The organism is Clostridium zeae, from assembly GCF_017312485.1.
Taxonomy (GTDB): domain Bacteria; phylum Bacillota; class Clostridia; order Clostridiales; family Clostridiaceae; genus Clostridium_AR; species Clostridium_AR zeae.
Window position 1 is genome coordinate 1,549,614 of record NZ_BMBA01000001.1, and the last position, 23,506, is coordinate 1,573,119.

The following is a 23,506-nucleotide window of genomic DNA, read 5'->3' on the forward strand; positions in this document are numbered from 1 at the left end:
TAAAAATTAGGCACATGTCCATAAATCATTTAATTCTAACTGCTTGTTCATATAGTATTTACTGGAGATGCACCTAATTTTTATTTTTCTATCTAGCCAAAACCTATTTTTTGACTTTTATATATAGATAAACACTATTTATAAAGGCTATTACTCCTGAGAAGAACAGTACTATAAGCCATTGTCCTATCATCAGTGGTGTAGTATGGAATATCCCCTGGAAGAAAGGTATATAAAGTATGGCTAGTAGCATTGTTACCGAAATACTTACCGCTCCAACCAAATATGGATTTGTCAAAAACTTTATTTCAAATATAGAATGTCTTTCTGATCTACACTCGAAAACGTGAATTAACTGAGACATTACTAAAGTACATAATGCTAGCGTTCTGCTTGTATTAAGATCCCATCCGTAATATATGCCTACCATAAATGAGAACAGTGTACATATACCAATAAGTGTCCCTCTAACAACTATCTTTTCAGTAAGGCCTCTTGAAAATACACTTTCATTTTTTTCTCTAGGTCTTTGCTTCATTATATCTTGATCTGCTGGATCAACTCCTAAGGCTATGGCTGGAAGCCCATCTGTAGCCAAGTTTACAAACAATATCTGAATTGGTGCTAATGGGGTTGGAAGATAAAAAATTGATGCTAGGAGCATAGTTAATACTTCACCTATATTACAAGACAATAGATATCTTATAAATTTTCTAATATTTGAGTATATAACTCTTCCCTCTTCTACAGCTGCTACGATAGTGGCAAAATTATCATCCATTAATATCATAGAAGATGCTTCTTTTGTAACATCAGTTCCTGATATCCCCATAGATATACCTATATCTGCTTCCTTTATAGCAGGAGCATCATTTACTCCATCTCCAGTCATTGCTACTATATTACCATTCTTTTTGAATGCTTTTACTATTCTTAATTTATGATTTGGACTTACTCTAGCAAAAACTCTTATCTTTTGGACCTTTTCATATAGTTCTTTATCACTCATTTTTTCAATATCTTCTCCAGTAATTACTTGATCTGGAGTTGAACATATATTAAGATCCTTTGCTATAGCAAAGGCTGTATTCTGGTGGTCACCAGTTATCATTACAGGCTTTATACCAGCTAATCTACATCTTAATACAGCATCTTTTACTTCTAATCTTGGAGGATCTATTATTCCTGCAATTCCTAAGAATATTAAATTACTCTCAAGTGAGTCATCTCTTTGAATATTAGTATCTTTGTAAGCAGCTCCAATACATCTTAAGGCTCTATTTGACATGGAGTCAACAAAAGTTCCAATCTGCCTTTTCCTTTGATATGTCAGTGGTTTTACTTTACCGTCTTCATATATATAATTACACTTTTCTAATAATCTTTCAGGAGCTCCCTTTACGTAACATATTTCTTTTCCATTTTCCTTCATTATTACACTCATCATTTTTCTTGTAGAATCAAATGGAATATCAAATACTCTATGTCCACTTGCTAAAAATCCTTTTAAAGTTCCAACCTCTTTAAAATAAAGCTTTATAAGTGCGGTTTCTGTTGGATCTCCATGAAGAGCCTTGTCCACATATTTCTCACTAAAATTATAATTGCAGTCATTACAGAATACAAATGATCTAGTGAGCATTGGATTTGGAGGAAGTTTCTCTTCATTTAAATTAAATATTTTCCCATTCATATATACTTCTTTTACAGTCATGTTATTTTGAGTCAAGGTACCTGTTTTATCACTACATATTATAGACGTACAACCCAAAGTTTCCACTGCTGGCAGTTTTCTAACTAAGGCATTTCTCTTTAGCATTCTAGATACGCCTAAAGCAAGAGCAACTGTTACAATAGCTGGTAAACCTTCAGGTATAGCTGCTACTGCTAAGCTTATTCCTAGTAAGAACATTTCAGTTAAGTCATTTCCTCTTATTATTCCCATCACAGTAACTACTGCGCATATTACTAAACATAAAATAACTAATACTCTTCCTAGTGATTCTAATCGTTCTTTTAACGGTGATTTTTCTTCTTCAATGTTTTGAAGAAGATTAGCTATCTTACCCATCTCAGTATTCATACCAATTTGAGTAACCTTAATAAAAGCTTTTCCTTTTAATACGTTTGTACCCATATAAACATTACAATCTTTTTTATTTACACTTTTGTTTACGCCTACTGATTCTCCAGTAAGGAGAGACTCGTCCACCATCAAAGCTGTACTTTCTATAACTTCACCATCAGCAGGAATCCTATCACCTGATTCCAATACTACGATATCTCCAAGGGTAAGATATTTAGCATTAATAACTTTTATATTTCCATCTCTATACGCCTTACACGTAGGTGCAGCTAAAGATTTAAGCGCTTCTAAAGATTTTTCTGTTCTAAACTCCTGAATAAATCCCAGTATAGCATTGATTATCACAATTATTAATATAGTGATTGCATCTGCCTTTTCTCCCATTAGTCCTGATACAATGGTTGCCCCCATAAGAACCCAAACCATAAAATCATTGAACTGGGATAGGAATAATATCACAGGAGAGACGCTTTTTTTATGACTTAACTCATTTAAGCCAAAATTTTTGATTCTTCTTTCCGCTTCCGAAGAAGAAAGCCCTCTTATAAGTTCCTTTTCCTGTATCACTCTAGTTCCCCCTTTTCTCTGTAACATCTATAATAATATATGTAGACAGGCTATTAGTTAGAACATTGTAATAGTGTTTATATAGATAAACTACTTCGATCCTTAAACTCCAAATATGAAGTAGTTTATATATAAGTTTACAGTAACAATCTTTACAATTTACATACTAACTATTAGAATATATTAGTATAATAAATTATCACAAAGGAGGATTCGTTCAGTGAAAGACATTATATATGTTACTGGTCACAAAAATCCTGATTCAGACTCAATATGTGCTGCAATAGGATACGCAGAATTTAAAAACAAAAGCGGAGACATTCCTGCTATACCTGTTAGACTTGGTGAACCTAACCAAGAAACTCAATTTGTACTAAACTATTTTGGAGTAGAAAAGCCTAAATTCCTAGAAACAGTTAAATTAAAGGTAGAGGATTTAGAATTTGATAGAATCGAGTCAGTTACACCTGAGATTTCATTAAAGCAAGCTTGGCATGTTATGAAGGATAACAATGTTAAGTCTATACCTGTAGTAGATTCCCACAAGCACTTAATAGGAATTCTTTCAACAGCAAACTTAACTTCAAGCTATATGGATATATGGGATAATTGCATATTAGGAAAAAGCAATACTCCTATAGAAAATATATTAGATGCACTTTCTGGTGAAGCACTATACATAAATCCTGATAATACCACTTATCCTGGTAAAATTGTTGTAGCAGCTATGCAACCAGATACAATGAAACAAGTGGTTGCAGCTGGAGATATAGCAATCGTTGGTGATAGAGCTGAAACCCAAGAAGCTCTTATTGATATAAAAGCTTCATTAATAATAATCACAGGTTCTCATAAAATGAATGCTGACATTCTTGAAAAGGCAAAATCTAATGGAGTTACAATAATCTCTACTCCTTATGATTCATTTACCGCTTCAAGATTTATAGTTCAATCAATTCCTGTTGAATATGTTATGGCTACAGATAACTTAGTTTCATTTTCAACTGATGAATTAGCTGATGATATAAAGCATGTTATGGCGGAAACTAGATACAGAAGTTATCCAGTAGTAGATGCAGAAAATAAAGTTGTAGGTAGTATATCAAGATACCACTTGATTTCTAACCACAAGAAAAAGGTAATTCAAGTAGATCATAATGAAAGAGGTCAATCAGTAAATGGTCTTGAAGATGCAGAAATATTAGAAATAATAGATCATCATAGAGTTGCAGACATCCAAACTGGAAATCCGATTTACTTTAGAAACGAGCCTCTTGGAAGTACCTCTACTATAGTAGCAAAGAGATTCTTCGAGAACGGACTTACTCCATCTAAAGAAGCTGCTGGATTACTTGCTAGTGCTATAATTTCAGATACATTACTATTCAGATCTCCTACTTGTACTCCAGTAGATAAAGAAATCTGCTTAAAGCTTGCTGGAATAGCTGGTATAGATGCAGAAGCTTATGCACAAGAGATGTTTAAAGCAGGTACATCATTAAAAGGAAAAACTGTTGAACAAATATTCAACCAAGACTTTAAACCTTTTACAATAGAAGGAATTAAAGTTGGTGTGGCTCAAGTAAATACAATGGACATAGAAGGCTTTATGCCATTAAAGGATGAAATGCTTGCATACATGGAAAGAAAAGCTGAGGAATCAGGTTTAAAGGTAGTAATGCTTCTTCTAACAGACATTATAAATGAAGGTTCTCAACTTTTAGTTGCAGGAAAACTTCCTGAAATTGCTGAAAGAGCATTTAAAGTAACTTTAAGTGAAAGTACTGCTTATCTTCCTGGCGTTCTTTCAAGAAAGAAACAAGTTATTCCACCTATAACTAATGCAATAGCAAATCTATAACAAAAAATCAGCTAGAATTTCTAGCTGATTTTTTTTGCTATAGTATTAAAATATCAAGTAACTATAACATAAAAAATCAAGGTAAAGAAGTATCTTTACCTTGATTTTAAGTTATTTATCATTCCCCACATCTCATCAGCAGTAGTTATTGCTTTTGAGCCTAATTGGAATGCTCTTTGCGTTACTATCATATCTGCAAACTCTTTACCCATGTCAACATTTGCATTTTCTACATAGCCTTGAAGTACATCAACATTAGTGCTCTTTACAACTTGAGCACCAGCTTTTGGAACATACAAGCTCTCACCTACAGATGTAAATGCGTCGTTTCCTACTGCAGTATATATAGGAACTTGTCCTACAACTTTATTACTATCTTTTAAAGTTATAGTTCCTTGTTTATCTATTGTGAAGTTGTCACTACTTAGTTTATCCTGTAACGCTACATTATCTTTATTATACCCAGCGGCATATTCAACATCTAAAAAATTACCTTTAGCGTCAACTAAATTCCCATTGGTGTCAACCTTAAAGGATCCATCTCTACTATAAGCCACAGACCCATCTGCCTGTTTAACTCTAAAATATCCTTCACCGTCTAAAGCTAAATCAGAAGACTTTTTTGTTTCCTGCAACTGTCCCTGAGAGTCATCTCTAACCCACGAGGATGCTCTTACACCTGTACCGGTATAAGCTGTTTTATCATTAACAGGATAACCTTGCTTATCTAAACTTTCCTGCATTAAATCTTTAAAGGATACATCTACTCTTTTATATCCTGTAGTGCCGACATTTGCTAAGTTATTAGATATTGAATCTAACTTTTCTTGGTTTGCAAGCATTGCGCTTTTTCCATTCCATAAAACTCTAAACATGCTTACCTCCTATTATCTAACTGATCCAACTTCATTAGCTGCTTTTGATAAAGTCTCATCCATAGTTTGTACTACTTTTTGAGTTGTTTCAAAGCTTCTCATGACAGTCATCATATTTACCATTTCATTTACTATATTAACATTTGATTTTTCAAGTGTCTTTTGTTTTACATAAACTTGTCCGTTGTAATTAGGAGTTTCACTTGATTCATACAAATTATCTCCAAGTTTTTTAAGATTTTTGTAATCATTAAAATCAGCAACCTGCATTTTATATTGAGGCACACCATTGACAATAACATTATTATTGTTATCAACAGTAAGTTTACCATTTCCAACATAAATAGGCTCAGAGGCACCAGTTTTTATATTTTGTCCCATAACGCTATCACCTTCGCTAGTTACTAAATATCCAGCTGTATTAATCCTAAACTGACCATCCCTTGTGAAATATGTTTTATCTCCTCTCTTTACAGAAAAGAAACCTCTTCCATCGATAGCCATATCTGTATCATTATCAGTACTTGAAAGAGTACCTTGAGTAAATTCTACATCTGTTCCATCAATACTCGCTCCAAGACTCAAACTTCCTATTGTATTTTTTACGTTTTGACCGCCAACAACTTTATCTTTATTTTGTATTAACACATCTTGAAATTTTTTTACCTTCAAATCTTCAGCCTTGTATCCATTTGTATTGGCGTTCGCCATATTGTTTGTAATAACATCTTGCTTTGCTTCTAAAGTCACCATAGCATTTACAGCTGTATATAACCCTCTAATCACTTTTTCACATCCTTATCAAATATTACTTTGCTCTCATCCTGGTATATCATTCCATAGCCTCTAGCTTTTTCTTCAATTCTTTCTTTTGACATACTTACATTGTATTGATAACCAAACATGCAGAAAGTACCTATTAAAATTCCTATACCAATTCCAAGTAATATTTTTTTATCAGCTAGAAATAGAAATATTTCTCTTACTTTTTGTATAATCCTTTTATTAATAGTACTTCCCCCTTTCCAATAGCAAGTTCTTCGCAAATCTGGTCATCAGTGAAGCCCTTATCTAAAAGTTCCTTCACTGACCTTGCTTTATCAGAAATCATATTTTTATTTGAGTTTTTAGTCATAGAAACAGATTCTTGGTATGATGCTTCGTCATCTATACGATAATCGATAGCACCACTTTTATTATCGACAGATTCTTCACTATTCTTAATAGCTTTTAATCTTTCTATTTCCAACTGGAGCTCTAATATAGTTTCGCTAAACTCTCTTCTTAGATTACCAATTTCTATATCATGCTCTTCTACTCTTTCTCCTCTTTGCTCAAGGATTTTCTCAAAGGAACCGTCTTCTTTTTTTAAAGCTCTATAATTTATTATAATAAGCAATACTCCAATAATAATAAGTACAAATGGCATTTTAATTACCTCTTTATATGTAATGAAGCTTCTTCATAGCTGCTCTTAGATTTCTTATTGCTCTACTATGTAATTGACATACTCTTGACTCTGATACTTCTAATACCTTACCTATTTCTTTAAGTGTAAGACCTTCATAGTAATATAAGCTTAATACAATTCCATCTTTTTCATTTAATAAGCCTAAAGCCTTACTTAACATCTCAACCTCTTCTTTTTCTTCCAAGGTTTTTTCAGGACTAGGACTGTTTTTATCTTCTATTATGCCCATGATTGAAATATCATCATCATCTGAAAATATAATATTTTCCAATGACACTATGGATATGTAGTTTATGTAGTTTTCAATTTCCCCTACACTCTCTAATGACATATTAAGTGCTTTAGCTATTTCCTCATTGCTTGGTTCTCTACCTAAGCTTTTTTGAAGAGAGTCTATTACTTCATTGTATCTATTAAGTTTATCCATAGCACCCTTTGATATAGGGCTATTTCTTCTTATTTCATCAATCATTGCACCTTTTATTCTTATAGAAGCATAGGTCGAAAACTTCATTCCTTTACTCTCGTCAAACTTGTTCATTGCGTCCATGAGACCAACCATACCATAACCAACTAGATCATCATACTCAACATATTTGCTTTTGCCAAGAATAACTCTAGATGCTATATACTTAACTAATGGTATGTATTTTTCTACTATTTTGTCTCTATACGCTAAAGCACCTTGTACTGCCATATAAATTCCTCCCTTAGAGTAATTCTCTTTGTTTTCTCATTATATCAAACACCATTCTTATGATCTTATCTCTAGTTCTTTCATCTATGTTATCAAAAATCACACCATAAATCCATTGTTTATCTTCAGTGGTTTCTACCCTTACGATAGTTCCCTTTATTAATACTTGTTGATTACCATATTTAAGTTCAGAGATAATACTATCACCCTTTGATAGCTTTTCCTTAAGCTTTACTCTCATTCCTCCGCCACTTAAGTCTAATAATATTGCAGTATTTAGTTTAAGCTGTTCTACATCCTCTACTTTATAATCCCCAGTAATATAACTTATTATTTGAGCAACTTTAACTCTTACATAATCTCTTCTTTGTATTTTTAGTATGTCATATGGATTAGTCATAACATACATAGGTATATTATTCTCTTGTGACCTAGAAATTATTGTAGATTTAAACTTGAAAACATCTCCATCATCACAAAAGCTCATAAATTCTAAATCTAATCCCCTTGGAACAGTTAGGTATTGACCCTCGCTTGCAGGTAAATTTATGTTAAAGAAATTTTCCCCTATGTCTTGAATCTGACATCGGTATATTTTTTCTTCAAACAATACATCTAGTCTGTTGTTTACTAATAAAGTTAAATTGCCCATCTAATTCACTCCTACGAAAATATCTTAAATATCTTTTTGAACAATCCCTGAACTCCAGTTCCATTTTCTTTTTCAGCAGATCCGAGTAAATGATTTCCTATATTTTGAATACATTCTGCAGCATCTGAGCCTGGATATCTTACTATAAAAGGCATCTGTTCTCTAACAGCTTGAACTAATTTCTTATCATCTAGCACACATCCATAGTATTTTAAGTTCATGCCTAGAAACTTATTTACTACGTTTTCAAACTTAGAAAACGTTTCTTCTCCTTCTTTATATGAAAGAGCTTTATTTACTACTACATTTGCCCTATCTTTTATCTTAAAATGACTTGTAGCTTTCAAAAGACTATAAGCATCTGTCAAAGAAGTAGGTTCTGGTGTAGTTATAACGATAAGCTCATCACAACAAGATATAAATGCCAATACAGTTCTATTAATACCTGCTCCAGTATCCATAAATATATAATCAAAATCTTCTATCTCAGAAATTTTACTTAAGAACACTTCTCTCTCTTCATCTGATAAATCTTCTACCTTGTTAAGCCCTGAGCCTCCTGGTAATAGTTTTATACCGAATGGTCCTGTTGCTAAAACATCATTTAAGTTTTTATTATTATTTATAACATCAAATATATTATACCTCGAAGAGATTCCCATTAAAACATCATCATTTGCCATTCCTATGTCAGCATCGAAGATTAATACTTTTTTACCCATCTTTTGCAAATGAATCCCTAGATTTACTACAAAGTTGCTTTTCCCAACTCCACCTTTTCCTGAGGTTATAGTTATTATTTTTCCTTTTTTTGTAAAAGAAGGATTGCTACTCTGCGCAAGCTTTCTAAGGCTCTCAGCTTGATCTAACATATATTATCCTCCCCCATAATGAGCTTAGCTATCTGTTCTTTTGTAAAAATAGTTATGTCATCTGGAACTGTTTGGCCTGTAGTCATAAAGCTTATTGGTTTATCTGCCAATTGCAATATATTTAAAATGGATCCATATACGGAAGTCTCATCTAGTTTAGTTATTATCACGTGATTGTAATTTAATATCTTAAAACCTTCAACGATTGACTTTATATCACGATTTTTGGTAGTAGCACTTATAACTAAATGTATGTTATCTGAATTGACTTTTTGTACAAAGGCTCTTAGTTCAGATATTTGCATTGAGTTCTTACTGCTTCTTCCTGTAGTATCTATAAGTATTACATCACAATCTTTCATGGAGTTTACCGCCTCTTCCATCTCTTTGATTGTTATAACTACTTTAAACTCTAAATTCATGATTTCTGCATAAGTCTTTAATTGATCTACAGCACCAATCCTATATGTATCTACTGTTATAAGTCCTACTTTTTTCTTTTCGATTAATGCCATTCTACCTGCAAGCTTTGCTATAGTAGTAGTTTTACCGACACCGGTGGGCCCTACTAATACTACCGGTCCATTTAAATCCACGTTCTCGACTTTAATTCTTTTTTCTATAACATTTTCTAAAGCTTGCTCATCATGCTCTGCAGATAAAGGTATATCTTTAATTAAAGTTTCCGCTAAATTTTCTTCTATATCATTATTTATAAGGCTTTTTCGGATATTTTCATAGGGTTTTTCTTTAGCATCTTCACCAGATATCACCTTAGAAATTAAACTTTTCATTTCTCTCATTTCTTTTACTATATAGTCTTGAGTATTATTTGGAGAATACGAATCCTTTAATGTCTCATTTATCAACCTTTTAGAGCTTGCACTGCTTGTAAAATTCCCATCATCTTCTCTATCTGTTTTATAATTTGCACCATTTTTGGTACTAGAAATCTGATCATTCATTAACTTTTTTATACTCTCTATGGAGTCTTCCAAAGTATCTTCTTTTTTTCTATTATCAGCTCCGTCTTTTTTTGATGCATTTTCTACTGCAGCTGTTACCTCTATCATTTTTGGTGAAAAGATGCCAATGAATCCAGGTTTTTTTACTTTTCTCTGACTTATTATAACGGCATCTTTTCCAAGCTCATATCTGATTCTTGTCATCGCCTCATTCATGTTTTTAACCATGTATCTTTTAATAATCATTAAAACGTCACTACTCCTTCAGTTCTAATCTCTACATCATTAGGAATCTCATTTAGAGATATTACCATAACATGAGGAAATACCATCTCTATTAGCTTTCTGAAAGGAGCTCTCACATTTGGTGATACTAAAATAACTGCTTGATTATTGAAAAAGTAAACAGAATCTAAAGTGTTTTTTATTGAATTAAATATTATTGTAGTAGTATCTGGATCAACTGCTGGGAAAGATCCATTGATAGACTTTTGAATGTTGCTTACTATCACTTCTTCAATCTGTGGATCCAATGTTACAACAGATACTCTTCTATTTTCATCAATTATCTGATTACATATAGTTCTTGATAATGCAAATCTAACATACTCAGTGAGAAGCTCAATATCTTTCGTATTTCTTGAGTTATCTGCTAAAGATTCCATAATAGTTACCATATCTTTTATTGGAACCTTCTCCCTTAATAAGCTTTGTAATACTTTTTGTAATTCTCCTATTGTCATTAAGTCAGGTATAAGTTCATCTACAACGGCACTATACTTTTCTTTAGTATTATCCACTATTAGTTTAACTTCTTGTCTTCCTAATAATTCATAAGAATGTGCTTTTATCGTTTCAGTTAAATGAGTAACCATTACAGTAGTTGGATCTACAACTGTTAACCCCTTAATTTCAGCTTCCTCCCTTTGATCCTTGTTTATCCACATAGCTGGAAGTCCAAAGGTAGGCTCAATTGTTCTAATACCTGGTATATCTGCATTTTCACCAGATGGATCCATACATAAAAGCATGTTTGGCATCATTTCTGAACTTGTTACTACTGTTCCTCTAATCTTTATAACATATTCATTTGTTTTAAGTTGAAGGTTGTCCCTAATTCTTATAGGTTGAACCACTATTCCCATTTCTATAGCACATTGTCTTCTTACTGAAGCGATTCTTTGTAATAAGTCTCCACCGTTGCTTTCATCCGCCAATGGAATAAGACCGTATCCAATCTCTACTTCCATAGGCTCAACTTGTATAAGAGTCATTACATTTTCAGGCTCTTTTCTTTCTACTTCAGCAATAGCTTCTTCTTCTTGGACAATCTCTCGTACAATCTTTTCTTGTTCATCTTTATATAATGCATAAGCTCCTGCTCCAAAACCAACAGCCATTATTAAAAACGGCGGTTTTGGCATTGCAGGTATTAATGCTAAGAATAACATTAATACTGACGCAAGTCCTAAAACTATTGGGAAGCCTGTAAGCTGCTTTGAAACAACTGATCCAAAGTTCTCTGCATTACCAGATCTAGTTACTAGTATACCTGAAGCTGTAGATATTAATAGGGCTGGAACCTGACTCACTAAACCATCACCTATAGAAAGTCTTACAAACTTTTGCGCGGCTTCCGCTATAGGAAGTCCCATCATAACACTACCAATTATTATACCTCCAAGTGCATTTATTAAGGTTATAATGATAGCTGCAATGGCATCTCCTTTAACGAACTTAGAAGCACCATCCATGGCTCCATAGAAATCAACTTCAGACTGAAGGTCTGATCTTCTTTTCTTAGCACCCATTTCATCTATAAGCCCTGCATTCAAATCAGCATCAATACTCATTTGTTTACCTGGCAATGCATCCAGTGTAAATCTAGCTGCTACTTCTGATACTCTTCCAGAACCGTTAGTTATTACAACGAACTGAACAACCATTATGATTAGAAATATTATAATACCTACCACATAGTTACCCCTGATAACAAATTCACCAAAGGCATCTATTACTTGCCCAGCATATCCACCAGTTAATACAAGTCTTGTGGAAGATATGTTAAGTCCAAGTCTAAATAGTGTTGTAACCAACAATAAGGTTGGAAAAACGGATAACTGCAATACATTTGTTGTAAACATAGTTATAAGAGCTATAACCACTGATAAGGTTATGTTCAGTGCTATTAGTATATCTAGCATAGCTGCCGGGAAAGGTATTATTATCATTAATATTATGCCTATTACACCTAACGCAACAACTACGTCTAGATTCTTTTTCAAGCTTATCTTTCTGCTACCTTCCATAAATTAATCTCATCCCTTTCCTACTTTTTCTTCATCTTAAAAACTATTGCTAGTATCTCAGCTACCGCTTGATACATATCTGCAGGTATCTCTCTATCTACATCTACCTGCTCATATATAAGTCTTGCTAAAGGCTTGTTTTCTAATATAGGAATATCATTTTCCTTAGCTATTTCTTTTATTCTAAGAGCTATATTATCAGCACCTTTTGCTATTACCTTTGGCGCTTCCATATTTCCTTCTTGGTATTTTATTGCTATGGCCAGATGAGTAGGATTTGTTATTACTACAGTTGCATCTGGAACAGCTTGCATCATTCTTTTAGTCGCCATTTCTCTTTGTCTTTGTTTTATTCTATTTTTAATCTGAGGGTCCCCTTCCATTTGCTTAAACTCTTCTTTTACTTCTTGTTTGGACATCCTCATTTCTTTATTATACATTCTTCTCTGCATAAAATAATCTGCTGCTGCTATTACCACCAAAACTAAAGTAATTTTCATAAAGATGTTAAGTAATAATCTTTTGAACTCTCCCCCTAAGGATGGTAAATAGAAGTTTCCAATGTTTATAATCTCTGAATAGTTTGATTTTACAAAGTCATAGCCAATATATGACAATATGCAAACTACTATAAAGTTTTTCCCTAAGTCGACGAAATTTTTCTTAGAGAACATATTTTTTATTCCTTTTAGTGGATTAAGTTTTCCTAAGGATGGTTTAAGCGGTTCACTTGTAAACAAGAAACCACTTTGTGCAACTGAAGCTACAATACCAATAACCATTATAGGTACCACTATAGGTATTAAATCCTTCATTATCCTATAAGTCACCATTAAGGATAAACCACTTAGATATCTTAAATTAATTTCTTGGTGAAAGTTATTTGATAAAAAATATATAAGATTATATTTTAGATCATTTCCTATATATCCACCAAGTGCAGCTATTACAAGTGTGCACGCCACTAAAGTCAATGCAAGGTTTACATCCTTACTACGAGGTATTTGACCTTTCTTTCTCGCTTCAGATTTCTTCTTAGGAGTTGCCTCTTCAGTCTTATCTTCTGCAGCGAATATGAATACTAGGGGCAACGCCTTATATATATTTTGGTATACATCTGGTAGATAACTGAAAGCTGCTACAATTGCTTTTATTATCATAGGAAGTGCTATCATAAATGAAGCTATTCCAACTAACATCTTGATAGGCATTCCAAGTATCATTATATTTAGCTGTGGCACTGTTCTTGATATAAGTCCCATAGTTAAATCAGTTATTATTATTATCAATACTATTGGTATTGCAATTTTCAAACCTATTATAAAATACTGAGTAAAAGAATTAAGTATGCTCATAATGCTGTTTTGAAATATAATACTTTTACCTATACCTACAATCTTATAACTGCTAGAAAGTTCTTTGATAAGCATGTGATGCCCATCTACTATGAAAAAAATCAATATAGCTACCCAATATAAAACTCTAGATAATAAACTTGAGTTAGACTTTGTGTTTGGATCAAACATAGATATCATACTAAGACCTATCTGCTGATCCATAAGGCTTCCCGCCATTTCTACAACATAGAATATAATAGACGTTACAAAGCCCAAGGTTATTCCTGTCATAACTTCATTTAACGCATAAATTATTATTGTATAATTGCTTTGGATATTTTGAATCGCACTTATGTCTATTGTTCCTACTAGTATCATTGATAATATAAGATTTAAAGATATTTTAAAGGTTGCAGGTGTTCCTGAAGGAAAAAAATTAGGTATTATTGTAAAGAATGTTAAGAGTCTTAAAAAGATAAAAAATATCGCTAAAAAGTACGCTGTATCTATCAAGTCTATCACCTTTAATGTACTATATTTGAGATCATTTGAAATATTCGCTCAGTGAAAGACATTAGTTGTGTCAACATCCAACTACCTAATAGTAATCCAACAGCTGCAACTGCTACGAGTTTTGGGACAAAAGTAAGTGTCTGCTCTTGTATCTGAGTAGACGCTTGAAAAATACTTATTAATAAACCAAGTACTAGTGAAATCACCAAAAAAGGTGCTGAAAGATATAATGCGGTTGTTAATGCATCCTTTATTATTCCTATAACTAATTGTTCACTCATATTAGCTCACCTCAAGAAAAACTCATAATTAACGATTTCACTAGTAAGTACCATCCATCTACCAAAACAAACAAAAGAAGCTTAAATGGTAGAGAGATCATAGCTGGCGGTAACATAAACATACCCATAGACATTAGAACACTGGAAACTACCATATCTATTATTAAAAAAGGCAAAAAAATCAAAAAGCCAATTTGAAAAGCTGTTTTTAACTCACTAATAGCAAAAGCCGGAATTACAACATATAGAGGAACTGTAGTTTCATCTATTTTAGTCGCATCCAATTTTGCAGCTTCAATGAAAAGCTTTAAGTCTTTCTGTCTTGTCTGTTTCAACATGAATTGCCTTAATGGTTTTGAACCAACATCTATAGCTTGCTGCTGAGTTATTTTATTGTCCATATAAGGCTGCAATGCATTGGTGTTAATATCATTATACACTGGTTGCATAATAAATATAGTTAAAAATAATGCCAACCCAATCAAAACTTGGTTAGGTATAGACTGTTGTGCTCCTATTGCATTTTTAAGGAAAGAGAAAACTACTACAATCCTAGTAAAACTGGTCATCATGATTAGAAAGGATGGTAGTACTGAAATTAATGTTAACATTACCAAAAGTTTTATATTTGACACATAATCCTTAGGATTAGTTGTATTTCCCACAGTAATATTAACATTAGGTACAGGGGTATCCTGTGGCGCCGCTTGTGCTTTATATGTAGTAAGTCCTATTAAGACAAAAGCTAGTATTAAAATAAATATGTATTTCTTTTTAAATTTCATCTTGTTTTCCTTTAAATCCTTTTACCTTAATATTTCCGATAATATCCGAGTACTTCTTCATCATATCCTGTTGAAACTGATCCTTGCTTTCCAATATATTTTTCAAAGTCTCTTCATCAATTTCCTCTAGTTTTTCTGTACTGTTTTGAGAGCAACTCATTACAATACCTCTGCTACCAATCTGAAGAAGCACTATGGATATTTCTTTAGATAACTGAATCTTCTCTATTACCTTTATATATCTACCTTTTTGAAGACTATTATACTTGTTTCCAGTAAGTTTTAGCGAAATTAGTGCCAAACATAATATAAGTAGAAAACTAAACACTAATTTTATAATTAGAAAAAATAAATCCATAATTTAATCATCCCTTACTGTACTATAAGTTCTTGAAAGTATGCCTCAGTAAATTGCCCTTTTGTTACTCTTTTATTTAGATTATCAATAAGTTCTTTCTTTACTTGTTCTAAGTTTGCAGATTTAAAATCCTCAGCCTTTTTTGATTGTAGGTATTCAAGCGCTGTTGATTGTAGTGCAATTAGATCATCAGTTGCTTCTGTTGTAAGCTTTTTATTAGTTTTATCATAACCAATTGATACCTTTGTTTTAAGATAATGCTTTTCTTTGTCATCATTTAGATTTACTGTGTATTCTCCAAGTTCCAAATAAGCTTCTGAAACTTTAGCAACTACCTTTGAACTAGAGGTACTTGAACTGTCTTTTCCCTTTACGTAAAGAACGTAGTATCCTCCAAAAAAGCCCATACCAGCTAGGATTAGGACAAGTAAAACTATTATGATAATATTACTCTTCCCCCCCCCGGTTTTTTCTGCCTTTTCTTTTTTTTCTTTTTTTTCTTTCTTCTCAGCCATTACTTCTTCTCCCTTTCTATTGCAACTATCAAGATATTTATTCTTCTATTTTTAGCTCTATTTTCAGCTGTGGAATTATCAACAATAGGTTTATATTCTCCAAACCCTGCAGCTGTAAATCTAGCAGCATTCACATTTTCTTGATCAATAAAAAATTTAACAACATTAACTGCTCTCGAAGCAGAAAGATCCCAATTGCTCTGAAATTTATATGTGTTTATAGGCACATTATCAGTATGCCCTTCAACAATTATATTATTTGGAACAGTTTTAATTAGATTTCCAAGTTTATCAAGCAAATTTTTACTATCTGGAATCAAATCAGCTTTACCTGATTCAAATAACATACTATCTTTAAGTTGCAGTATAACCCCTCTATCATCTTGTTTTACTTCAACTGATGCTCCAAGCTTATTATCTTCTATAACTTTTTTAAACTTTGTATATATTTCATCGATATTTGCCTTCTTTTCCAAGTCACTTACAGTATTCTCTACAGTAACCGTACTCTGTGCTTTACCCTTTGCACCTTGTCCCGCTAATAGACCTTGTAGTGAAGCCGGTATTGAAGACAAACTTTTCTCATCCATAGTTGAAAAGGAATATAATAATATAAAAAGTATCAAAAGAACTAATGTAGTACTTGAAAATGGGATTAGCCATTGGTCATTTTTAACTTGTTCCTTCTGTACTCTTCTCCTAGCCATTAGATACAGCCCCTTTTAGACTGCTTGTATTTTTTAGATATTCCAATCTTTCCTTAGGTGAAAGATACTTAACAAGCTTTTGTTCCATCATTCTAGGATTTACTCCTGCTTGTATTGAAATAACCCCTTGCACTATCATCTCTCTCGTTGCAACTTCTTTTTCGCTTTTAACAACTAAGTTAGCTGAAATAGGATTAAGTATTACATTAGCTAAAATAACTCCATAAAGAGTTGGTACAAGAGCCATAGCCATACCTGAAGCTAAAGAACCTGAATCATTCAAGTTATTAAGCATTTGTATAAGTCCAATTAAAGTACCTATCATCCCAAAGGCTGGTGCATAGTTGCCCCAAGACTTAAAGATGTTTGCTCCTTTAGTATGTCTATTTATCATCTCATCAATTTCTAGTTCCATTATTTCCTTAATCATTTCTGGCTCTGTTCCATCAATAACCATTCTTAAACCATTTTTGAGAAATTCATCTTCCAGGGTATTTATATAATCATCTAAAGACAGTAGTCCATCTCTTCTTGCTTTTTTTGATATATCGGTAAACTTAGTTACAATTTCACTTCCTGAAATCTCAGTATCCTTTGTTGCTGAAATGAATATTTTAATAATATTCTTAATTTCATCTAAAGAATAATTTACTATTAGTGCACAAAATGATCCCCCTACTGCTATTAACACAGACGGAAAATCAAAAAATATTTTGAACCCCGCACTATTGTGCATTCCAAAAATCAACATAATTACTCCAGCTACTAGCCCTATTACAGTAAGCGAATCAAACTTCTTCATAGCTTACCTCCCATTACTTTAGAGTAAATATTTTATTCTTGTACCTTACAACTTTATCTACTACTTCTTCTACAGTTTCAAGTACAATATATTTCTTTCCATTAGTAAGAGTAATTATAGTTTCTGGAACTTCTTCAATTTTCTCTATATGTTCAGCATTTAAAACAAATTCCTGATTATTCATACCAGTAACATTAATCATAAAAGCCTCCTATTAGTTGTATGGGACATCATTTAGATGTCCCATATATTTTTTATTATCTCTTTAAGTTGATTATATCTTGAAGTATTTCATCACCAGTATTGATCATCTTACTACTTGCTTGGAAAGCTCTTGTAGCAGTTATCATATCAGTAAATTGTTCTGCAAGGTCAACGTTTGACATTTCAAGCATACCTTGAAGTGCATCTCCAAATCCCTTACTGTTATCATCATCTCTAGTGTTTGATCCACTCTTTATAGTAGCTTCTCCAGAGTTTACTGATTGAGCATAAAGGTTACCACCAAGTTTAGTAAGTCCTGATGAATTCTTAAATCCAGCCATTGCTACCTGTCCTAATGCTGCAACCTTTCCATCTTCAAGAACTCCGTTTATTATACCATTTTTATCTATTGTGTAGCTTTTTATTCTAAGTTCTGTATCTGTTCCAGGTATTTTAACCTTTTCTGGGATTCTTAAAGTTTTTAATGCTCCATCGTATGCTTTTACAGCCTTAGTTCCATCAACAAAAGTAACGTCTCCATTGCTATCTAAACTTTCAACTGGAGTACCTCCATCTGAAATATCAGAAAAGGCTTGTGAATCACTTAATTTCCTTACACTTGAAGTAGTTGGTACTGAAAGAGTCTGATTTATTTGAGCACTACTTAAAGCATCATTTATCTTTCTATTTAATCTGTCTATAGCAATACCTGGAGTTACAAAATCACCATTTATTATTATCTTTTTATTAACAGTGTCAACATCTACTGAAGTATCAGTTCCTTGTGTAACCTTACCAATTTGTACTGTATATCCATTTAAAGCTGCTCCTGGACCTGCAGCAAAAGTTAACCCTAAAACTTCACCCTTTATTTGAGGAGCTTGCTTATCTGAACCTCCAGAAATATTATCTGATACAAGGCTTGTGTATGTCTTTCCAGTACCGCTTCCTACTGTAATAGCATAATTAGTATCATAGTTTGCAGCATTAACCACTGGATCAGCTGCAACATTTGTTTGTACTGCTGGAGAAGCACTTAATATTGCAGATTTTATTGCATTCTGTAATTGTGTTGAACTCACTCCATTTGGATTCAAGAAATCTCCTGAAATTGTTATAACCTTATTTGTAGCATCACATTGTGCAGTTACTCCTGGAGTAGCTGGTGCTACGTCAGCTATTTGGAATCTATATCCGTTGTAAGTTGATCCAACAGGGAAAGATAACTTTAAGTTTGCAACTGTAATATCTGATGGCTTGCTGTCATCACTACCATTATCTATCTTTCCTAAGTCTGTAACTGGAGAAGTTGTTACACTTCCTGTTACATTGTTTAATTGTGGAGCACTTATGCCATTCTTACTTAATTCATTATTAAATGAAGTTTTTAAAGCAGTAAGATTTGCACCTAAAGTTCCTGCTGTAGTATAATCTCCTGTGATTGTTATAACCATGTTTGATTTATCTACAGTTACACCAACAGCTGACGTAGGAGTAGTATCACCATACTTTATTGTATAACCATTTAATTTTCCACCGTTAGTGAAATCAAATGCCAATCCGCCGATATTAGCTTTTGCAGCTCCAGTTGTTGTATCTACAGTTCCTGGTTGCGCCTTATAAGAACCAAGTTTATCAGTAGCTACATTTGATTGTGATAAGCTTGCAAGTGATCCTGTTACCTTGTCCACAGTTTGAGTAATCTTTTGCTCGCCTAATCTTTGATTTATAATATTCTTTATATCATCATTACTTACATTTCCATTTACCATATCTACATCTACTATAATTTTCTTTGGAGCTGTAGTTTGAACGTGGGCATCAGTTGTTGTATTAGCTCCTATTTTACCAAGCTCTATGGTATATCCTTCCAATTGGCTTCCATTACCAAATTGGAAAGTTAAGCCTCCAGCAGTTACATTACCTGGTGCTGCATCGTCTAAACCTCCTAAAGTTTTATCAGATGCTAACTTAGCTATTGGATCTGGTTTACCTGCAACTGTTACGCTCTGAGCTATTCCAGCTGAGTCAAGAGCCTTGTTAACAGCTGATTCTACCTGTGCTGCTGTTAGAGCTCCAGTAGTTGCAAAATCTCCATTAACTACAATTTGCTTATTTGCTTTATCTACTACCGCAGAAGTAACTGTCTGTGGTCCTATTTGACCAGCAACAACCTTATAGCCATTTAAAGCAGCTCCAGGACCAAACTTAATATCTAAACCATCTAAATTAACTTTGTTTGGTGTTTGACCACTTGGAGCAACTGATGTATCATCATTGCTTAATGCATATCCCATAACTCTGTATCCATCTGCAGTTATTAAGTTTCCTTGTTCATCCAAGCTAAAAGCTCCATCTCTAGTGTACATAAGCTGAGCACCTGAATTTGTCATTGATTGAGCAGTTATATTATGTGCTCCAGATCTCTGGTTTACTTCTAACTGATTGTCCCCAAATACTGCTGAACCTTTACTAACCATGAAGAATCCATCTCCATCGATAGCCATATCTAAAGCTCTTCCTGTAGGTTGTAAGTTACCTTGCTTCATTACTGAATCTATACTCGCAAGTTTAACTCCAAGACCAACTTGCGCTGAGTTTACACCACCTTGGTTTGCATTTGGCGCCATAGAATCCTTAACACTTTGGCTAAGCATATCTTGAAATCTTGCAGTTGAAGATTTAAATCCTGTAGTTCCAACGTTGGCTATATTATTACCTATAACATCTAGCTTAGTTTGGTTTGCTTTCATTCCACTAATTCCTGAATACATTGATCTTAACATATATATTGACCTCCCAAAATTTTAATTTAAAATACCTTGCTTCTATCCTTCCACAAGGTGAGGCCCCCTATCTTAGGTCCAGCCTCTTGTTTATAAAATTACTACGCTATCTACATTAGTGAATACATTTTCTTGAGCTCTGTTCTTCTCTACCGCAGTTATTATTGTATTATTCTCTACACTGGCAATCAAAGCCACATCCTTGTATACCATGACCGTATTCTTTGCACCCTTCTCCTTGGCTAAATCAAATCCTCTTTGAATTTCCATGTAATCTGCATTTGAGAAATTTATATCTTTCAGTCTTTCTGATGCATGGTTAGATATCTTATACCCATAATTTTTTGAATTTACTTTTTCATTAAGTATGTCTTTAAAACTCTTTTTACTTACATCAGTTGTACTTTTTGATGTTTGTGAAGGTGCAGCAAGGTTACCAACTAAATACGGCTTACCATTTACTATTCTATAACTCACACCTATCACCCTATTCTACAGAATTTACTTTTGTTAACTTATCATAAGTGAAGGTCTTAAGCGTATCTGATCCATCAACCTTAACTGATAAGTTTATAACTCCATTTTCCTTTGATACTCCTTTTACTATTCCTTTATAAGCATTACCTGCACTATCTTTATCTGAGAACTCTGCTTGCTTACCAATTAGTGATGCTGCTGATAAGAAAGACATATTTCCATTGATATTTGATATAGGTCCAATTGTGCTATCTGGTACATCTAAGACAGTATCAATATTGCTCATTGAAAAATCTTTATACTGATTTTGTCCATTGACACTTACAGCAACGCTGATTGTAGTTTCACCATTTTTAGTAGATACAGCCTTAACTACTCCTGTATACGGAGTTCCTGTTTCGTCAAGGTCTTTCATAGTAACACCTTTGCCTACAAGTGAGTTAGATGCGAATGAACTCATTGTAGTATTTAAGTTTGCCATTTGTTCCATTGAAGTGAACTGTGCCATCTGTGATATGTACTGTGTACTATCCTTTGCGTTATCTGGATCTTGGTTTGATAACTCTGCAGATAAAATTTTCAAAAATGAATTCTTGTCCATATCCTTACCAGGTTGTATTATTGTTGTACCTCTTGAAGTAGCTCTTGACCCATCATAATTTTGTACATAGCTAGTTGAATTTATATCTGTAGCCATTATAACACCTCCTATACTAAATAATTAAGATTATTATTTATGGTAGCCTGCCTAGTATTATCCTCAATACTTATCTCATCATCTGATGAATTGCTACCACCTCTACTACTATTTCCTTGATTTCTATTTTCTTTTTGTTCACTTCCAAATCCAAAGTTCGCTGCTTGAGAGTTTGGATCTCTGTTTGGATTATTGTAATTGTCATTTCTAAGCTCTATAGCAACTTCTGGTATCTTAATCCCATTAGAGCTTAAACTCTTTTGTAGTTCCTTTAGATTATCATTCAAAAGGCCATAAGCTTCTTTTGTGTTAGCTGTTAATGTGGCTTTCATTGTATTTGTATCTAAAGTTAATTTTATAGTTATTTCCCCTAAGTTTCCTGGATTAGTCTTTAAAGTTAATTCTTTAACATCTAATTTTTCCATGTACTTTATTGATTTAACTATATCATTTATCATTGTGTTTTTATTAATAACAGGTTGTTCATTTGGGGTAGCAACAGCTTGAGTATTATTTTTTATCTGATCAACCATCATTGAAAACTTACTCTGAACATTGTTATCCTTATCACCAATGATAGATTTTAGTAATTTATCACCATCATTAGAATCAGAAGTTAGCTTCTTTGTTGAATTATCAACAGTTACATTACTTTCATTTGTTCTGAATCTATTAGCAGCTACATACAAGTTATTTACATTTGCTGATACTTTGTCTTTATTAGTACCATCCTTTTGTAAATCACTTTCCTTAACATTATTTTTTATATTAATTAAGTCAAGAATAACTTGTTTAACATCTTTTGTATCTGCATTTGTTTTTAATGACTTCTCCTCTTGTGGTTTGTCATTTACAACAGTTTCAATTAAATTTTGTAGATTTTCCTTTGTTTTGCTATCTAATTGTATGGCTCCTTGAGTTTGTGAATCATCAACCTTTTCCAATAGACTCATTATTTCTGTAACTATACTTGATGATTTTGCCTGTACACTTGCTTCAGAATCAATGTTCTGACCCTTATTAGCAAAATCCTTAACAGCTAAATCCATAAGTTTTACATTGCTTAATGCTTCTTTTATTGATAACACACCTTCAGAATCAGAACCTTTAGCATTATTACTAGTAGTAGCATCTGCTGTAGTTTCATTATTTACCTGAGTATTATTGCCCATCAAGAACATAGTCAAAATTGCAACAAGTTTATCTATATCATTTTCTACATTATCTTTATCAGTCTGATTATTTCCTTGGAAATTACTATTATCTACATCAGTTTTATCTTGTGTATTATTAGTAGGTGCCCCTAGTAAATTATTAATATCTTTGTCTCCTTCAGAGACTTCTTTAATAATTTGCTTTATAGAATCAACGATTGAATCTATAACTTCAGTTTTTTCCTTTGGAAAAATCTCAGATACTTGTTTTTGTAAGCTATCACCCTTGTTATCCAACTGTTCTTTAATTTGCTTAAGCTCCGATAAAGTATTGTCTAATTTGTTATCATCTGATTTATCAACTACATCGTTGTTTTTTATATCATTCTTATTTGCTGCTGTTTTAGACAAAATTGATGAAAACTTGGAATCGCTTTGATTACTTTCATTTTTACTGTTTACAGCTTGGTTACTTTGACTACTTGTATTCACCTGCATTAAATCAAGTACATTATTAACTCCACTTATATTCACT

23 protein-coding genes are annotated in these 23,506 nt (G+C 32.9%); 1 reads left to right on the forward strand and 22 read right to left on the reverse strand.

Features of this window, described 5'->3' with window-relative positions; all coding sequences use genetic code 11:
• Positions 1-103 precede the first annotated feature (103 nt).
• Positions 104-2,653, reverse strand: coding sequence for a calcium-translocating P-type ATPase, SERCA-type (locus J3477_RS07230; protein ID WP_206869028.1), 2,550 nt, complete (start codon positions 2,651-2,653; stop codon positions 104-106).
• Between the two features lie 220 nt (positions 2,654-2,873).
• Between J3477_RS07230 and J3477_RS07235 the strand changes: the two genes are divergently transcribed.
• Complete coding sequence (locus tag J3477_RS07235; RefSeq protein ID WP_206869029.1) at positions 2,874-4,514, forward strand: putative manganese-dependent inorganic diphosphatase; 1,641 nt, start codon at positions 2,874-2,876, stop codon at positions 4,512-4,514.
• 95 nt (positions 4,515-4,609) lie between these two features.
• Here the strand turns inward: J3477_RS07235 and J3477_RS07240 are convergent, their stop codons facing one another.
• From J3477_RS07240 to fliK, 21 genes are all read right to left on the reverse strand, one after another.
• Complete coding sequence (locus J3477_RS07240) at positions 4,610-5,389, reverse strand: flagellar basal-body rod protein FlgG (protein ID WP_206869030.1); 780 nt, start codon at positions 5,387-5,389, stop codon at positions 4,610-4,612.
• 12 nt (positions 5,390-5,401) lie between these two features.
• Positions 5,402-6,175 (reverse strand): flagellar hook-basal body complex protein, encoded by a 774-nt coding sequence (locus J3477_RS07245; protein WP_206869031.1) that lies wholly within the window; start codon positions 6,173-6,175, stop codon positions 5,402-5,404.
• A complete protein-coding gene (locus J3477_RS26275; RefSeq protein ID WP_284691983.1) occupies positions 6,172-6,294 on the reverse strand; it encodes a hypothetical protein in 123 nt (40 codons plus the stop codon). The genes J3477_RS07245 and J3477_RS26275 overlap by 4 nt, the downstream gene beginning before the upstream one ends.
• 77 nt (positions 6,295-6,371) lie before the next feature.
• Complete coding sequence (locus J3477_RS07255) at positions 6,372-6,818, reverse strand: hypothetical protein (RefSeq protein WP_206869032.1); 447 nt, start codon at positions 6,816-6,818, stop codon at positions 6,372-6,374.
• Between the two features lie 13 nt (positions 6,819-6,831).
• Positions 6,832-7,557 (reverse strand): FliA/WhiG family RNA polymerase sigma factor, encoded by a 726-nt coding sequence (locus tag J3477_RS07260; RefSeq protein ID WP_206869033.1) that lies wholly within the window; start codon positions 7,555-7,557, stop codon positions 6,832-6,834.
• A 13-nt stretch (positions 7,558-7,570) separates the two neighbouring features.
• On the reverse strand, positions 7,571-8,209 hold the full coding sequence (locus J3477_RS07265; RefSeq protein ID WP_206869034.1) for a flagellar brake protein: 639 nt from the start codon (positions 8,207-8,209) through the stop codon (positions 7,571-7,573).
• Positions 8,210-8,220: 11 nt separating this feature from the next.
• Positions 8,221-9,081 carry a MinD/ParA family protein gene (locus tag J3477_RS07270; protein ID WP_206869035.1) on the reverse strand — a complete coding sequence of 287 codons (861 nt, stop codon included), beginning with the start codon at positions 9,079-9,081 and terminating at the stop codon, positions 8,221-8,223.
• Complete coding sequence (flhF, locus tag J3477_RS07275; protein ID WP_206869036.1) at positions 9,075-10,292, reverse strand: flagellar biosynthesis GTPase FlhF; 1,218 nt, start codon at positions 10,290-10,292, stop codon at positions 9,075-9,077. Before flhF ends, J3477_RS07270 begins: the two co-directional genes overlap by 7 nt.
• The gene (gene flhA / locus J3477_RS07280; protein WP_206869038.1) at positions 10,292-12,355 is read right to left on the reverse strand and encodes a flagellar biosynthesis protein FlhA; all 2,064 of its coding nucleotides are present in this window, start codon (positions 12,353-12,355) and stop codon (positions 10,292-10,294) included. The genes flhF and flhA overlap by 1 nt, the downstream gene beginning before the upstream one ends.
• 20 nt (positions 12,356-12,375) lie before the next feature.
• Entirely contained in the window at positions 12,376-14,205 is a 1,830-nt protein-coding gene (locus J3477_RS07285) for a fused FliR family export protein/FlhB family type III secretion system protein (protein WP_206869039.1), read from the reverse strand.
• 11 nt (positions 14,206-14,216) lie between these two features.
• Positions 14,217-14,486, reverse strand: a complete 270-nt coding sequence (gene fliQ, locus J3477_RS07290; protein ID WP_206869040.1) for a flagellar biosynthesis protein FliQ — start codon at positions 14,484-14,486, stop codon at positions 14,217-14,219.
• Between the two features lie 11 nt (positions 14,487-14,497).
• Entirely contained in the window at positions 14,498-15,271 is a 774-nt protein-coding gene (gene fliP / locus J3477_RS07295) for a flagellar type III secretion system pore protein FliP (protein ID WP_206869041.1), read from the reverse strand.
• Positions 15,261-15,629: a flagellar biosynthetic protein FliO gene (locus J3477_RS07300; protein ID WP_206869042.1), complete on the reverse strand. Its 369-nt coding sequence runs from the start codon at positions 15,627-15,629 to the stop codon at positions 15,261-15,263. Before J3477_RS07300 ends, fliP begins: the two co-directional genes overlap by 11 nt.
• Before the next feature lie 14 nt (positions 15,630-15,643).
• Positions 15,644-16,144, reverse strand: coding sequence for a flagellar basal body-associated FliL family protein (locus J3477_RS07305; RefSeq protein WP_206869043.1), 501 nt, complete (start codon positions 16,142-16,144; stop codon positions 15,644-15,646).
• Entirely contained in the window at positions 16,144-16,851 is a 708-nt protein-coding gene (locus J3477_RS07310; RefSeq protein WP_206869044.1) for an OmpA/MotB family protein, read from the reverse strand. Before J3477_RS07310 ends, J3477_RS07305 begins: the two co-directional genes overlap by 1 nt.
• Positions 16,844-17,653, reverse strand: coding sequence for a motility protein A (locus J3477_RS07315; protein ID WP_206869045.1), 810 nt, complete (start codon positions 17,651-17,653; stop codon positions 16,844-16,846). The genes J3477_RS07310 and J3477_RS07315 overlap by 8 nt, the downstream gene beginning before the upstream one ends.
• A gap of 13 nt (positions 17,654-17,666) precedes the next feature.
• Positions 17,667-17,855 carry a flagellar FlbD family protein gene (locus tag J3477_RS07320; protein WP_206869047.1) on the reverse strand — a complete coding sequence of 63 codons (189 nt, stop codon included), beginning with the start codon at positions 17,853-17,855 and terminating at the stop codon, positions 17,667-17,669.
• Between the two features lie 55 nt (positions 17,856-17,910).
• A complete protein-coding gene (locus J3477_RS07325) occupies positions 17,911-20,643 on the reverse strand; it encodes a flagellar hook-basal body complex protein (protein WP_206869049.1) in 2,733 nt (910 codons plus the stop codon).
• Between the two features lie 90 nt (positions 20,644-20,733).
• Positions 20,734-21,120, reverse strand: coding sequence for a TIGR02530 family flagellar biosynthesis protein (locus tag J3477_RS07330; protein ID WP_206869051.1), 387 nt, complete (start codon positions 21,118-21,120; stop codon positions 20,734-20,736).
• Positions 21,121-21,130: 10 nt separating this feature from the next.
• The gene (locus J3477_RS07335; RefSeq protein WP_206869052.1) at positions 21,131-21,817 is read right to left on the reverse strand and encodes a flagellar hook capping FlgD N-terminal domain-containing protein; all 687 of its coding nucleotides are present in this window, start codon (positions 21,815-21,817) and stop codon (positions 21,131-21,133) included.
• A gap of 11 nt (positions 21,818-21,828) precedes the next feature.
• The gene (gene fliK, locus J3477_RS07340; RefSeq protein WP_206869053.1) at positions 21,829-23,505 is read right to left on the reverse strand and encodes a flagellar hook-length control protein FliK; all 1,677 of its coding nucleotides are present in this window, start codon (positions 23,503-23,505) and stop codon (positions 21,829-21,831) included.
• Position 23,506 lies beyond the last annotated feature (1 nt).